The sequence below is a fragment of the Amycolatopsis sp. WAC 01375 genome, from assembly GCF_003947325.1.
In the GTDB taxonomy this organism is placed as follows: Bacteria; Actinomycetota; Actinomycetes; order Mycobacteriales; family Pseudonocardiaceae; genus Amycolatopsis.
Genome location: NZ_QHHW01000052.1, coordinates 164,500 through 178,145 on the forward strand (window position 1 = coordinate 164,500; position 13,646 = coordinate 178,145).

General features: G+C 69.3%; 12 protein-coding genes. 7 read left to right on the top strand and 5 right to left on the bottom strand.

Annotation, left to right across the window (positions count from 1 at the left end; translation table 11 throughout):
• Positions 1 to 84 precede the first annotated feature (84 nt).
• From DL991_RS34195 to DL991_RS34220, 6 genes are all read left to right on the top strand, one after another.
• Entirely contained in the window at positions 85 to 1,716 is a 1,632-nt protein-coding gene (locus DL991_RS34195) for a thiamine pyrophosphate-binding protein (RefSeq protein ID WP_125788480.1), read from the top strand.
• Positions 1,713 to 3,773 (top strand): hydantoinase/oxoprolinase family protein, encoded by a 2,061-nt coding sequence (locus DL991_RS34200; protein WP_125788481.1) that lies wholly within the window; start codon positions 1,713 to 1,715, stop codon positions 3,771 to 3,773. Before DL991_RS34195 ends, DL991_RS34200 begins: the two co-directional genes overlap by 4 nt.
• Positions 3,770 to 5,479: a hydantoinase B/oxoprolinase family protein gene (locus DL991_RS34205; protein ID WP_125788482.1), complete on the top strand. Its 1,710-nt coding sequence runs from the start codon at positions 3,770 to 3,772 to the stop codon at positions 5,477 to 5,479. The genes DL991_RS34200 and DL991_RS34205 overlap by 4 nt, the downstream gene beginning before the upstream one ends.
• Positions 5,480 to 5,481: 2 nt before the next feature.
• Positions 5,482 to 6,267, top strand: a complete 786-nt coding sequence (locus tag DL991_RS34210; RefSeq protein WP_199754182.1) for an SDR family NAD(P)-dependent oxidoreductase — start codon at positions 5,482 to 5,484, stop codon at positions 6,265 to 6,267.
• A gap of 4 nt (positions 6,268 to 6,271) precedes the next feature.
• A complete protein-coding gene (locus tag DL991_RS34215) occupies positions 6,272 to 6,967 on the top strand; it encodes a GntR family transcriptional regulator (RefSeq protein WP_125788484.1) in 696 nt (231 codons plus the stop codon).
• A gap of 330 nt (positions 6,968 to 7,297) precedes the next feature.
• Positions 7,298 to 8,569: an aspartate aminotransferase family protein gene (locus DL991_RS34220; protein WP_125788485.1), complete on the top strand. Its 1,272-nt coding sequence runs from the start codon at positions 7,298 to 7,300 to the stop codon at positions 8,567 to 8,569.
• Between the two features lie 272 nt (positions 8,570 to 8,841).
• Here the strand turns inward: DL991_RS34220 and DL991_RS34225 are convergent, their stop codons facing one another.
• From DL991_RS34225 to DL991_RS34235, 3 genes are all read right to left on the bottom strand, one after another.
• On the bottom strand, positions 8,842 to 9,036 hold the full coding sequence (locus DL991_RS34225; protein ID WP_125788486.1) for a hypothetical protein: 195 nt from the start codon (positions 9,034 to 9,036) through the stop codon (positions 8,842 to 8,844).
• A gap of 110 nt (positions 9,037 to 9,146) precedes the next feature.
• Positions 9,147 to 9,641, bottom strand: a complete 495-nt coding sequence (locus DL991_RS34230; protein ID WP_125788487.1) for a GNAT family N-acetyltransferase — start codon at positions 9,639 to 9,641, stop codon at positions 9,147 to 9,149.
• Positions 9,642 to 9,740: 99 nt separating this feature from the next.
• Positions 9,741 to 10,520, bottom strand: coding sequence for an IclR family transcriptional regulator (locus DL991_RS34235; RefSeq protein ID WP_125788534.1), 780 nt, complete (start codon positions 10,518 to 10,520; stop codon positions 9,741 to 9,743).
• Between the two features lie 112 nt (positions 10,521 to 10,632).
• On the opposite strand from DL991_RS34235, the gene DL991_RS34240 reads away from it, so the two are divergent.
• Entirely contained in the window at positions 10,633 to 11,541 is a 909-nt protein-coding gene (locus tag DL991_RS34240) for an SDR family oxidoreductase (protein ID WP_125788488.1), read from the top strand.
• Here the strand turns inward: DL991_RS34240 and DL991_RS34245 are convergent.
• Complete coding sequence (locus tag DL991_RS34245) at positions 11,532 to 13,058, bottom strand: PH domain-containing protein (RefSeq protein ID WP_125788489.1); 1,527 nt, start codon at positions 13,056 to 13,058, stop codon at positions 11,532 to 11,534. The genes DL991_RS34240 and DL991_RS34245 overlap by 10 nt on opposite strands.
• Complete coding sequence (locus DL991_RS34250) at positions 13,055 to 13,594, bottom strand: PH domain-containing protein (RefSeq protein WP_199746516.1); 540 nt, start codon at positions 13,592 to 13,594, stop codon at positions 13,055 to 13,057. Before DL991_RS34250 ends, DL991_RS34245 begins: the two co-directional genes overlap by 4 nt.
• Between the last annotated feature and the right edge of the window lie 52 nt (positions 13,595 to 13,646).

Sequence of the window (13,646 nt, forward strand, 5' to 3'; positions counted from 1 at the left end):
TCCCTCGGCTCAGCCGAGGGAAGGGGGCCTTCACGCGCAGTGGATGGTTGCTGGATCGTTGAACGATCTGGCACTATCGGCGGGGTGCCTGCACCCACCGGAGCCCAGCATCTCGCCGACGCGCTGACCGCTCTGGGGACCGAAGTCGTCTTCGGTCTCCCTGGGGTGCACAACCTGCCGTTATGGGAGGCGCTGGCCGATACGGACATCCGGCTCGTCGGCGTCCGGCACGAGCAGACGGCCGGGTACGCGGCGGACGGTTACGCCCGCGCGACAGGCAAGCTCGGCGTCGCGTTGGTGACCACGGGGCCCGGCGCGGCGAACACGCTCGCCGCCGTCGGCGAGGCCATGGCGTCGGCGGCGCCGGTGCTGGTCATCGCCACCGACATCCCCTCCACGCTGCGGCGGCCCGGGGTGGTCCGCGGCGTGCTGCACGAGACGTCGGATCAGCAGGCGATGTTCGCGCCGGTCACCAAGGCCGGGTTCACCGTCTCGAGTGCCGACCAGGTCGCCGCGACGCTCCACCGCGCGGCCCGGCTCGCGCTCCAGCCGCAGAGCGGGCCGGTCTACCTCGGTATCCCGGCCGACTTCCTCTCGGAGCGGACGCCGGCGCGTCGTCCGCCGAGGTCGCACGCCCGGCCGGCCGAGATCCCGGACCTCACCGAGGCCGAGGCGCTCCTTGCCACCGCCGACCGGCCGCTGATCTGGGCGGGAGGCGGCGCGCTGCGCGCCGAGGCCGGCGAGGCGATCGGGAAACTCGCCGAACGGCTGGCCGCGCCGGTGCTCACCACGTTCGGCGCTCGCGGGCTCCTGCCGGTCGATCACCCCTGTCTCGCCCCGAATCCGGTGCACGCGCCCGAGGTCGGGGCATTGTGGGACGAAGCCGACGTCGTCCTCGCCATCGGCACCGACTTCGACGGGCTGATGACGCAGAACTGGCTGATGCCGCAGCCGAAGAAGCTCATCGCGATCAACGTCGACCCGGACGACGCCGCCAAGAACTACCAGCCGGACATCACACTGGTCGGGGACGCCCGGGTGCTCACCGAGGCGCTCAAGGTCGAGGAACGGCCCGGTATCGCGGCGCTCGTCGGCAGGCTCGCCAAGGTCTCCGCCCGGGTCCGGCAGCGGATCAAGGAAGAGGAACCACAGGCCGCGGATCTGCTGTCCACTTTGGACGAGGTGTTGCCGCCCGACGCCGTCGTGGTCGCGGACATGTGCGTGGCCGGATACTGGATCGGCGGCTTCCACCGTGTCCGCGCGCCGCGCAAGCTCGCGTATCCGATGGGCTGGGGCACCCTCGGTTACGGCTTCCCGGCCGCGCTCGGCGCCGGTGCGGCGGGCACCGGCCGCGCGATCTGCGTCAGTGGTGACGGCGGTTTCCTGTTCGCCTGCGGTGATCTCGCCACGATGGCGCAGGAGCAGCTGCCGGTCACGGTGATCATCGTCGACGACGGCGGCTACGGGATGCTTCGGTACGACCAGGACCGGGCAGGGGTCCCGCGCCGGGGTGTCGACTGGGACAGTCCCGATTTCGTCGGCCTGGCGAGGTCCTTCGGCGTGCACGCGGACCGGGTGTCCGGGTTCGGGCGCGCGTTCCGGCGGCTGCTCGCCGAGTTCATCGAGTCCGACGAGCCGAACGTGCTCGTCGTCCGCGCGAAGATGGCACCGCCGCTCAACACCTCGCCCCGCTGGTACCGCAAGGAATCCCCGTGACCGGGCTCCGCGTCGGCGTGGACATCGGCGGTACGTTCACCGATCTCTGCGTGCTCGACGAGACCGGTGTCGTCGCCGTCGGCAAGGTGCTGACGACGCACGACGAGCCCGCTCGCGCGGTGGAGGAAGGTCTCAAGAGGACACTCGCCGACGCCGGGCTGCACGCGGGCGACGTCGAGCAGTTCGTGCACGGGACCACGCTGGTCACGAACGCGCTGATCGAGCGCAAGGGAGCGCGCACCGCCCTGCTGGCGACGGCCGGTTTCCGTGACGTGCTGGAGATGCGGCGCGAGCATCGGTACGAACTGTACGACCTGCTCATCGAGCTTCCCGCCCCGCTGGTCCCGCGTCACCTGCGGTTCGACGTCCCCGAGCGGATCCTCGCCGACGGGACGGTCCACACAGGACTGGACGAGGAGTACGTCGCGCGGCTCGGCCGCGAACTCGACGCCCGCGGGATCGACGCGGTGGCGATCTGTTTCCTGCACGCCTTCACGAATCCCGCGCACGAACGGCGGGCCGCCGAGGTGCTCAAGGACGTCGCGCCCCGGTTGCGCGTCGCGCTGTCCAGCGAGGTCGTCCCCGAAATCCGCGAGTTCGAACGCATGTCGACCACGGTCGCGAACGTCTACGTCCAGGACCTCACCGAACGCTATCTCCGTGACCTGGAGCGGCGTCTGCACGAGTCCGGGGTGCGGCCGTCGCCGCACATCATGCTGTCCAACGGCGGGATCGCGACCGTCGACACCGCCGCACGCCACCCGATCCGCATCCTCGAATCCGGACCGGCAGGCGGGGCGCTGGCCGCGTCCGCGATCGGAGCCGCGGCGGGGACCGGGGATCTGCTGGCCTTCGACATGGGCGGCACGACGGCGAAACTGTGCATGATCTCCGACGGCGCGCCGCTGGTGACGCACGAATTCGAAGTGGACCGGAAGTACCGGCTGCTGCCGGGATCCGGGCTGCCGGTCAAGGTGCCGGTCATCGACATGATCGAGATCGGCGTCGGCGGCGGCTCGATCGCCCGCATCGACGCGCTCGGCCTGCTCACCGTCGGGCCGGATTCCGCGGGGTCCGAGCCGGGACCGGTCTGCTACGGACGAGGTGGCACCGAGCCGACCGTGACCGACGCCGACCTCGTGCTCGGCTACCTGGATCCGGGGTATTTCCTCGGCGGCGGAATGACTTTGGACGTCGAAGGCGCGCGTGAGGCGATCCGCTCGAAGATCGCGGACCCACTCGGCGTCAGTATCGAAGAGGCCGCTTGGGGCATCCACACCAGCGTCAACGAGGACATGGCCAACGCCGCCCGCGTCCACGCCGTCGAGCGCGGCAAGGACCCGGCGAAGCTGCCGATGTTCACCTTCGGCGGCGCCGGTCCGGTGCACGGCGTCGGTGTGGCGCGGGCGCTCGGCGCGCCAGAGGTGGTCGCGCCCAGCGCGGCCGGGGTGCTGAGCGCGGCGGGATTCCTCACCGCGCCGCTGGCCTTCGACTTCGTGCGTTCGGCGCGTGCGGCGGTACTCGACCTGTCCTGGGAACAGGTCGACGCGCTGTTCGCCGAGATGGAGGCCGAAGGAAGGGAACTGCTGGAGGAGTCCGGTGTGGACGGTGCGGAGGTGACGCACCGCCGGATCGCCGAGATGCGGTACGCCGGGCAGGGCTACGAGATCCGCGTGCCGGTCGAGCGGGGGAACTGGCCGGATTCGCTGGTCGACGCGTTCACCGAGACCTATCGGACGTTGTACCGGCGGACCGGGCCGGACGTCGCGATCGAGGTGCTCAACTGGCGTGTCGTTTCCCGCGGCCCGGCACCCGAGGTCACGCTGAAACTCGCGGGTGCCGAGGCCGAAGGCGACGCGCGCAAGGGAAGCCGTCCGGCGTACTTTCCCGCCGCGGGTGGCTTTGCCGACACGGCGGTGTTCGACAGGTATCGCCTCAAGCCGGGCGATCGCGTCGAGGGACCGGCCATTGTGGAGGAACGCGAGTCCACTGTGGTCGTTCCGCCGAGCGCTCGGTGCGTGGTCGGCGAGGACGCCGGTCTGGTGGTGACGGTATGAGTGTCGACCCGATCCTGGTGGGAGTGCTGGGAAACCGGCTGCACTCGATCCTCGCCGAACAGCAGAACGCGCTCGTCAACACGGCGTTCTCCTCCGTCGTGCGGGAATCTCTCGACCTAGCCTGCGCGGTGTTCGACTCGCGCGGCGAGATGATCGGCCAGTCCGTCGGCGGGACCCCTGGCCACATCAACGCGATGGCGACCGGGATGCACCACTTCGTCGCCGCGTACCCGCCGGAGACCCTGGAGCCGGGCGATGTCCTGCTCACCAACGACCCGTGGCAGACGGCAGGGCAGATCAACGACATCACCGTCGCCACGCCGGTCTTCCTGCGGGGACGGCTCGTCGCGTGGTTCGCTTCCTGTTGCCACGCTCCGGACATCGGCGGGCGGCTGGTCTCGGCCGAGGCTAACGAGGTCTTCGAAGAGGGTCTGCGCCTGCCGATCATGAAGTTCCTCCGCGCGGGCGAGGTCAACGCGGATCTCGAACTGCTGATCCGCGCGAACGTCCGCACGCCGGAAGAGACCATCGGCGACTTGTACGCGCAGGTCACCGGGAACGAGGTCGGTGCCGCCAGCCTGGTGCGGCTGCTGGAGGAGTTCGATCTCGATTCGCTGGACGACGTCGCCGCCGAGATCATGAACCGCTCCGAGCGGGCACTGCGGGACGCGCTGGCGAACCTGCCGGACGGTACGTACACCAGCGAACTGGTGACCGACGGATTCGACGACGAAGAGGTCGTCCTCAAGGTCGCGGTGACCATCGACGGCGAAGAGATCCACCTCGATTTCGCCGGATCGTCGCCGCAGAGCCGCCGCGGGATCAACGTCGTCCTGAACTACACCCGGGCGTATGCCTCGTTCGCGGTCAAGGCCGCCATTTCGCCGGAGGTGCCGCACAACGCGGGCTCGTTCCGGCCGGTGCACGTCACCGCGCCGGAGGGCTCGGTGCTCAACTGCGCGCCACCCGCGCCGGTAGCGTCCCGTCATCTGATCGGGCACTTCCTGCCGTCGCTGCTGATCACGGCACTGCACGAAGCCTTGCCCGGCAACGCTTTGGCGCACAGCGCGGACGCGTTGTGGATGACGATCTGGCGTGGCGCCGACGCCAGTGGACGCGAGTTCATGCTCAACGTCTTCCAGACCGGCGGGATCGGCGCACGGGCCACGAAGGACGGCCTCAGCACCACCGGGTTCCCGAGCGGGCTGCGGTCCACGCCGACGGAGGTCATCGAGACGATGGCGCCGCTGATCCAGCGCGAACGCTTGCTGCGCACGGACTCCGGCGGTGCCGGGCGATGGCGCGGCGGCCTCGGTCAGTGCACCACGATGGCCGCTCGCGGTGAGATCTCGTGGAGTGTCAACGGGAACGTCGATCGGGTGCTCCGGCCGGCGTCCGGTGTGGACTCGGGACACGACGGCGCGGTGGGCCGGTTCGAGCTCGCCCGTGGTCCCTTGCCGTCGAAGAGCCGGGTGAACCTGCGCCCGGACGACGTCGTGGACGTGATCCTGCCCGGCGGCGGCGGTTACGGCGACCCGTTCGAACGGGAGCCGGAGGCCGTGCTCGCCGATGTCGTCGACGGATACGTGTCGGTGGAAGCCGCGCGCGAACTGTACGGCGTCGAAGTCACCTATCACGGAGAACCCGGGGCGCTGGTGCGGCTTCCGGAGGACTACACAGCGGTTTCGTCGAGAGGGAAGAGATGAGCATGGGTCGGCTGGCCGGCAAGGTCGCGGTGGTCTTCGGGGGCGCGAGGGGCATCGGCCTCGCCACCGTGAAGGAGTTCGTCGCCGAGGGCGCGACCGTGTTCTCCAGCGACATCCGCGAACTCGCCGAACCCGTCGAAGGCGTACGGCATTCCCTTGTGGACGCCACGGACGAAGGACAGGTCGACGAATTCGTGCGCGGCGTGCTCGCCGAGACGGACCGGGTCGACGTGCTGTTCAACAATGTGGGAATCCACCTCGGGAAACCCCTGGCGGACACCACCTTGGCGGAATTCGACAACATCTTCGCGCTGAACGTGCGGGCCGCCTTCCTCGGCACACGGGCGGTGCTGCCGCGGATGATCGCGAACAAGGCGGGCAGCATCATCACGACGTCGTCCAACGGCGGGGTGATGGGCCGCCCCGGCGACCCGGTGTACAACGCCACCAAACACGCGCTCGTCGGCATGATGAAGTCGATCGCCGTCGCGCACGCGCACCAGGGGATCCGGGCGAACACGGTCAACCCGGGCGCGATCGACACGGACATGCTGCGCGGCACACTCGCGTCGCCGGAGGAGTTCGAAGCCAAGCAACACCAGTTGACCGCGAGCACGCCCGCGGCACGGGTCGGCGAGGCGTGGGAGGTCGCGAAGGCGGTCGTCTTCCTGGCCAGCGACGAATCGCGGTTCATCAACGGGATCGCGCTGCCCATCGACGGCGCCAAGGCCGCCGGTGCCATGCCGGGCAACCGGTACAGCCTCGACTTCGAACTCGGCGTCAGGTAGCGCCATGTCCACTCCTGCCGCCGAGGAGACACTGGCCCGCGACAGACCCTTGCTCGAACGGAGCGGGACAGCGGAACGGGTCGCCGAGATCCTGCGCCAGCGCATCACCGAAGGCGTCTTCCCGCCAGGGTCGAGGCTTTCCGAACCGTCGATCAGCGCCGCGTTGGGTGTTTCACGCAACACTCTGCGCGAGTCCTTCCAACTCCTGGCGCACGAGCGGCTCGCGGTACACGAGCTCAACCGCGGCGTGTTCGTGCGGGAACTGACCGCGCAGGACATTTCGGATCTCTACGTGATGCGGCGGGTCACCGAATGCGGTGCGCTGCGGCGAGCGGCCGAACTGTCCACTGTGGACATCTCGGCCATCGAGGTCGCGGTGCGGGAGGGGCATGCCGCGGCGGGCGAAGGCGACTGGCAGGCCGTCGGGACCGCGAGCATCGCGTTCCATCAAGCGGTGGGCGACCTGGCGGGCAGCGAACGGGTCAGCACGACGATGCGTCAGGTGCTGGCGGAGACGCGGCTCTTCTTCGTGCTGGCGGAGAACACGCGCACGTTCTTCGAGCCGTTCCTGCGGCGGCACGAGCGGATCCTGCGGGACCTGGAACGAGGGCGCTTCGGGCCCGCGGAGACGGCGCTGGAGAAGTACCTGCGGGACGCGGAGAAGCAGCTGTTGGCCGCTTACGACCGGCGGGGTTCGTGAGCTGTGCCGGGTCCGTGGCCCCTGCCGGGATGTTGCGAAAGCCACTTTCGCAACGCTGAAGGTTGCGTAAGTGGCTTTCGCAACCTCTGTACCGGGTCCGTGGGCACCCGGCCGGTGGCGGCAGGGACGCCATGAACGGTCCTTTCCTTGCAAATTTCGCAAGGAAAGGACCGTTCCTAGCACTTCGCCCATAAATGCCCAACTTCGCACAAGACCGATCAGCGCGGCTACAGTCCGGACAGGTCCGGGCCGCGAACTGTGCACGATGGAGTGTTCGCGTCCCGCCCGGATCCGGGTGAGGATGGGGGCACGAGCACGAGGAGGAAGATCATGGTTTCGTCGGCGTCCGCGCGCAATCCGCTGTGGCACCCCTTCGCGGACATGGGAGCGGTCGACGGCGACCGGCTCGTCATCACCCGCGGTGAGGGTTCCTACGTCTGGGACGACGAGGGGAAGCGGTATTTCGACGCGACCGCGTCGCTCTGGTACGCGAACTTCGGGCACGGACGCGAGGAGATCGCGCAGGCCGTCGGGGACCAGTTGCGGACGCTCGATTCGTACAACCTGTTCGGCTACAACGCCAACGAGCCCGCGCTGAAGCTCGCCGAGCGGGTCTCGGCGCTGGCGCCGGAGCCGGGCTCGAAGGTGTTCTTCGGTTCGGGCGGTGGTGACGTCATCGACACCGCGGTCAAGATCGCCCGGTCGTATTTCGCGCACACCGGCCGTCCGGAGAAGGTGCACGTCATCGGGCGCGTGCAGGGTTACCACGGCACGCACGGTTTCGGGACGGCCGTCGGTGGCATCGCGGCCAACGCGGCGGGCTTCGGGCCGCTGCCGGGCGACATTTCGCACGTGCCTTACGACAGTGCCGAAGCGCTCGAGGCGGAGATCCTGCGCGTCGGGCCGGAGCGGGTCGCGGCCTTCTTCTGCGAACCGGTGATCGGCGCGGGCGGCGTTCTGCTTCCGCCGGAGGGCTACATCGAGACGGTCGCCGGGATCTGCCGCAAGCATGACGTGCTGTTCGTCGCGGACTGTGTGATCGCCGCGTTCGGACGGCTGGGGACCTGGTTCGGGATCGACCGGTGGGCCGTGAAACCCGACATGATCACGACCGCGAAGGGCATCACCGGCGGGACGATCCCGCTGGGCGCGCTGATCGTCGCGCCGAGGGTGGCCGAGCCGTTCTTCACCGGCGCGCCGGGTGCGCCGGTGCTGCGGCACGGCGCGACCTACGCGGGGCATCCGGTCGCCTGCGCCGCGGGGAACGCGACGCTGGACATCTACGAGCGTGACGGGCTCATTCCGCGCGGTCGGGAACTGGAGAAGCCGCTGGCCGACGCTCTTTCCGGGCTGGCATCGCATCCCTTGGTCGCGGAGGTCCGGGCCGGGCTCGGCTTCCTCGGCGCGGTCGAACTGAAGGCCGAAGTCGTCGAGGCGAACCCCGGCGCGGCGAACCGGCTGCAGCGGCTGGCGCGGGACGAAGGCGTCCTCGTGCGGAACCTGGCCAAGGGGATCGCGGTGTCGCCGCCGCTGATCGCCGGCGAGACCGAACTGGACCTGCTCGCTTCGACGTTGCCTCGCGCTCTGGACAAGCTCGTCTAGCGCGCTTCGCCAGCGCAATGAAGGGGCCTTTCATAGCAAAATTTGCTATGAAAGGCCCCTTCATGTCACGTCCGCCGCGCCCAGCGAGTGCGGGTGCGGCGGAGCGTGACGTGCACGAGGGCCTCGCGCTCGGTCATGAAGGGCGCAGCCGACGGGACCAGGTCCCTTCATGACACCCCCAGTGCGACGGGCCCACGTGGGCCCGCTTCAGCGGAGGCGGAGTTCTTCGCCCTCGAAGTCCGCGGTGATGATCCACGCGGACGGTCTCGGTGTCACCTGGAAGTCATACGCCATACCGGCACATTAACCACGCGCCCCGACATTTCTGGGAGCTCATGCCCGCTGACCACGGTGAATCGCCATTTGTCGACCCCGCCGCCGATGATCTCGGCGTACCGCCGGGCGCCGTCCGCGTTGGCGAAGCGCACCTGCTGGCCGTTGGTGAGATGGGTGATCTTGACCGCCATCCGTGCCTCCTGAAGTCCGGTGCCGGCCCGCGGAGCTTCCCCCTCCGGGGCCGGCGCCGACAGTAGAACACATGTTCGACGACCCTCGCCAATCCGACCCCCCGTGCGGGTCACCGCCGCATCGTCACCCGCGGCCACGCGTCCAGCCCGCGGGCGATCTCGTGGGCCCGGACGGCGCGCAGACCCTCACTGAGGCTCTCCTCGTCGAGAGTCACGAAGCCGAGCCGGGCGTAGTACGGCGCGTTCCACGGCACCTCGGCGTACGTCGTCAGCGTCAGCCCCGCGAGGCCTTCGCGCGAGGCCCAGCCGGCGGCGTGCTCGATCAACCGTCGCCCGAGGCCCCGCCGTGCGTGATCCGGGTGGACGGACACCTGCTCGATGTGGCCGTGGCCATCGACGACCTCGGCGAGCAGGTACGCCACCGGGCCGTCGCCGGCGTCCTGCACCCAGGCCCGGCCGTCGCGCTGGAAGGCCGTGAGGTCCGCGATCGACGGCGGGTCGTCGTCGGCGATCGCGGCCATGCCGAGTGCGCGGAACGGTTCGCCCGCGGCGCGTTCGATGTCCTGGAGCACGGGCAGGTCTTCGGGGACGGCGAGTCGGATCACGGATCGAGTTCTACCCCGCCGCGGGGAGCGGTCGCGCGTGAATTAGCGGGACGGCACGCGTGATCCGGCGGACGGCACGCGTGATCCGGCCGTGGGAATTCAGAGCGAGAACGACGAAACGGCCCGGTGGATCCTGCTCGCGTACGACTGGAGCGCGACGATGGCGGCCCGTTTCTCGTCGTCGCCGATCCGGGTCGCCGGGGCGGCGAGGGTCAGCACCGCGGGCCGGTGCCCGGTGTTCGGGATCGGCACCGAACAGGACCAGACGCCGTCGTCCAGTTCGCCCCAGCTCACCGAATACCGGTTCGCCCCGGCGCGTTTGACCTCTTCCCGCACGCTCGGACCGCGGCGGTGGACGATCGACGAAAGCCGTCTTTCGCGTTCGCCCTCCGGCAGCATGGCGAGCAGCATCTTGCCGGACGCGCCGGTGCCGAGCGGGACGGAATGGCCGGGCTGGAAGGTGAAACGCATCGCGCGTTCGCATTCGACCCGGTCCGCGCAGACGGCGGAATCGCCGAAATGCTGGAACAGCAGCACTGTCTCCCCGAGGGCGCGTGCCGCCTCCTCCATCGCCGGACGGGCCATGCGGGCGAGGTCGTTGGCCAGCTGCGCCGCCCGCGCGAGCGGCATCACCTGGCTCGTCACGTGATAGCGCCCCGTCCTTCCCTCCTCCAGGAGCTGAAGTTCCTTCAGCAGTGCGACATAGCGATACGTCGTCGCGACCGGGGTGCCGATCCTCGCGGCGAGTTCGGCGACGCTGGCGTCCCAGCGGCGTTCGGAAAAGGAGAGCAGTAACTGCAGGACCTTGCGTGAGCTGCTGGCGCCGGGGGTCCGTTTCGGCGGGGCGGTGGTGTCCAGGGATCGTGCGGCAGGCGTCATCTCGACCTCTCGCCGGGGCAATCACAAAGAGTCAAGAAAGTAGCACATTGGGTTAATTGCGGGCCAGGGTCTTTGGTCCACGAACAAGCGGACTTCTTGCTAGGTTCGGGCCATGGAAAAACCATTGGCGGGCAAGATCGCGTTGGTCGCCGGGGCGACCCGCGGGGCAGGCCGGGGAATTGCGGTCCAGCTGGGTGCCGCCGGGGCGACCGTTTACGTGACCGGCCGCAGTACCGGTTCCCGGCGGTCGGAAATGAATCGCCCGGAGACGATCGAGGAGACGGCGGCGCTCGTCGACGAAGCGGGCGGGCACGGGATCGCGATGGGTGTGGACCATTTGGCGGCAGACCAGGTACGCGAACTGGTGCAACGGATCGATGCCGAACAGGGCGCGCTGCACGTGCTGGTCAACGACATCTACGGCGCGCCCATCGAATGGGGCAAGACGGTCTGGGAGTCCACTTTGGACGTCGGACTGCGGACGCTGCGGCTCGCCATCGACACCCACGCCATCACCAGCCATTTCGCGCTTCCGCTGATGATCAGGAATCCAGGCGCGCTGGTCGTCGAGGTCAATGACGGAACGGCCGAGTACAACTCGGAGAACTACCGTGTTTCGTTCTTCTACGACCTCGCCAAGACCGCGGTGAACCGGATGGCGTTCGCACTCGGCCACGAATTGGCACCGCATGGCGGTACCGCGGTGGCGGTCACCCCGGGCTGGTTGCGTTCCGAGGCGATGCTCGACGCTTATCAGGTGACCGAAGAGAATTGGCGGGACGCCACGAAGGTGCAGCCGCATTTCGCCATTTCTGAAAGCCCCGCGTTAGTCGGCAGGGCGGTCGCGGCACTGGCCGGTGACCCGGAAGTCGGCCGCTGGAACGGGAAATCGGTTTCCAGTGGTGAATTGGCGAAGGAATACGGATTCACCGACCTCGACGGCAGCCGTCCCGACTGCTGGCGCTATCTCGTCGAGGTCCAGGATCCCGGCAAGCCGGCGGACGTCACCGGCTACCGCTGAGCCTCCCGGCGCAGGAAGGGCGTGAGCAGACCGGGCGCGGCCTGTTCCGCCATCGCCAGCCCGGCCGATTCGCCGACGTCGACCACCTGGTAGCCGCCGCTGCCCGCCGCGATCGGGGCCGTCACGGTGATCAATCCGGCGCGGCGCTGGAAGAACGAGCGGCTGACGACGATTCCGGTGAGCCCTTCACGCCGGATCGCCACCGTCGCCCGCGCCAGTGAGCCGGAACGGCTGACCAGATACCGCCCGACGATCGCGTGGCCGAGATTGCGGTAGCGGTCCCAGCCCACGAGCGCGGCGAGCGGCACCAGGCCGAGCGCGACCTGCCACATCCACGACGGCAGGAAACCGATCCAGGCCAGGCCGGACAATGCCGCCGCCAGGATCAGCACGCCACCCACCGCGCGGGTGAGCCGCCTGGTCAGCGCCCGTCGCGGATGCCGGTTCAACGGAACGGTGGCCGGGTCGAAGTTCTCCCGCAGCACCTCCGCCGCGACTTCGTGAACCCGGCCGACGGGCGCGGGCGGCAGCAGGAGCCCGCCGCCCTTGTCCCCGCCCTTGCCCTCGCGCAGTCCGCCCGCGATCGCGGTGAGCCGGGCTCCGCCCGCGATCCGAAGCGGGAGCGGTTCCTTCACCTCGACGCCGCGAAGCCGTTCTTCCTCGATGGAGACCGAACGCGTCGTGATCAGGCCGCGCCGGACGTGCAGAGTGCCTTCCGGCTCCCGGGTGAGCTTGAAGTTCCAGAACGAGAGCACGTAGCCGCCGACGGAGAGCAGTGAGACCACCACGAGCAGGGCCACCGCCGCGACGACCACGATCAGCCACACCGCCGTGTTCGCCAGGTCGTCCACGAGGTCCCGCAGCGGTCCGACGTTCTCCGGGGCGATGTTCAGCTGGTGCGCGAAATGCCAGACGGCGGCGAACACGGCGCCGACCACGGCGAGCCCGGACAGGGTGAACGGCGCGTACCGCACCCACTTCCGGTCGACCTCCGCGACGACCTGTTCCGGCGGTGGCGGCGTGGCCTCGGCTTCCGCGAGGAATTCCTTGCGGTGCAAAAGAACCGTGCGCAGCCGGTCTGCTTCGGCCTGGCTGACCGCGTCGAGCACCAGCTGGTCGCCCTGGCCCGCGGAATGCCGTCCGGTGCCGATGCGCACGGCGCTGAGGGAGAACAGGCGGTGCTTCGGTTCCGAGGTGACGTCGACCGTGCGCACCCGGTCCAGCGGGATCGCGCGATGCTTGCGCAGCAACAGACCCGTGGTCCATTCCACCTGGCCGCCGGCGATGCGGTACCGCGAAGTGAGCACGTGCGAGACGCCGACGAGCACGGTCAGCGCGGTGACCCCCAGCCCGATCCACTCCCAGCCGTTGCCCCGGCCGAGGATCACCGTCCCGATCAGCACCGGCAGCGATTTGACGACGTCGAGCACCGGCCGGATCAGCAGCATCCGGCGATCGAGCCGGCGCCACCGGCCGACGGCGACCTCCGCGGCTTCCGGCGGTGCCTCGGTGCTCATGTCGCGTCACCGGGAGTGGCCTGCGTGGTCCTCGTGAGCTCCGCGGCCAGCGCCAGCGCTTCGGTGTGGTCGAGACCGGCGATCTTGACCGGGCCCGCGGCCGACGCCGTCGTCACGGTGATCTTCGCCAGCCGGAACAGCTGCTCGACCGGGTCCCGCTCGATGTCGACGGTCTGGATCCGCGAGATCGGCGCGATCCGCCAGTCCTGTTTGAGCCAGCCTTCCTGGGTGTAGACGGCCTCGCCGGTGACCTCCCAGCGGTGGATCCGGTAGCGCCACTGCGGCATGACCAGCAGATGCAGCGGCGCGAGCACACACGAGAGCGTGAGCGTCACCGTGAGCCACGTCGGTGCGTCGTCACTCGTGAGGACGAACACCGTCTGGACGCCGATGAGCACCGCCCAGCCGACCGCGGCCCACACCGTCCAGTAGCCGATGGCGCGACGGCTCACCCGATTGGCGGGCGGGCGCAGGCTGAGCGTCTCTTGTGTCACCCCTCCACCCTGCACCACCTCCGTGCGGACCGCCCACGACAGCTGTCACGGACCGATAGGATCCAGGCCACCGTCGGCGGAATGGATACCCCCT

Bases quoted from the DNA above. Each gene is read 5' to 3' on its own strand.
- DL991_RS34205 (WP_125788482.1), top strand. From the start codon at position 3,770: ATGAGTGTCGACCCGATCCTGGTGGGAGTGCTGGGAAACCGGCTGCAC.
- DL991_RS34210 (WP_199754182.1), top strand. From the start codon at position 5,482: ATGGGTCGGCTGGCCGGCAAGGTCGCGGTGGTCTTCGGGGGCGCGAGG.
- DL991_RS34215 (WP_125788484.1), top strand. From the start codon at position 6,272: ATGTCCACTCCTGCCGCCGAGGAGACACTGGCCCGCGACAGACCCTTG.
- DL991_RS34220 (WP_125788485.1), top strand. From the start codon at position 7,298: ATGGTTTCGTCGGCGTCCGCGCGCAATCCGCTGTGGCACCCCTTCGCG.
- DL991_RS34225 (WP_125788486.1), bottom strand. From the start codon at position 9,036: ATGGCGGTCAAGATCACCCATCTCACCAACGGCCAGCAGGTGCGCTTC.
- DL991_RS34235 (WP_125788534.1), bottom strand. From the start codon at position 10,520: ATGACGCCTGCCGCACGATCCCTGGACACCACCGCCCCGCCGAAACGG.
- DL991_RS34240 (WP_125788488.1), top strand. From the start codon at position 10,633: ATGGAAAAACCATTGGCGGGCAAGATCGCGTTGGTCGCCGGGGCGACC.
- DL991_RS34245 (WP_125788489.1), bottom strand. From the start codon at position 13,058: ATGAGCACCGAGGCACCGCCGGAAGCCGCGGAGGTCGCCGTCGGCCGG.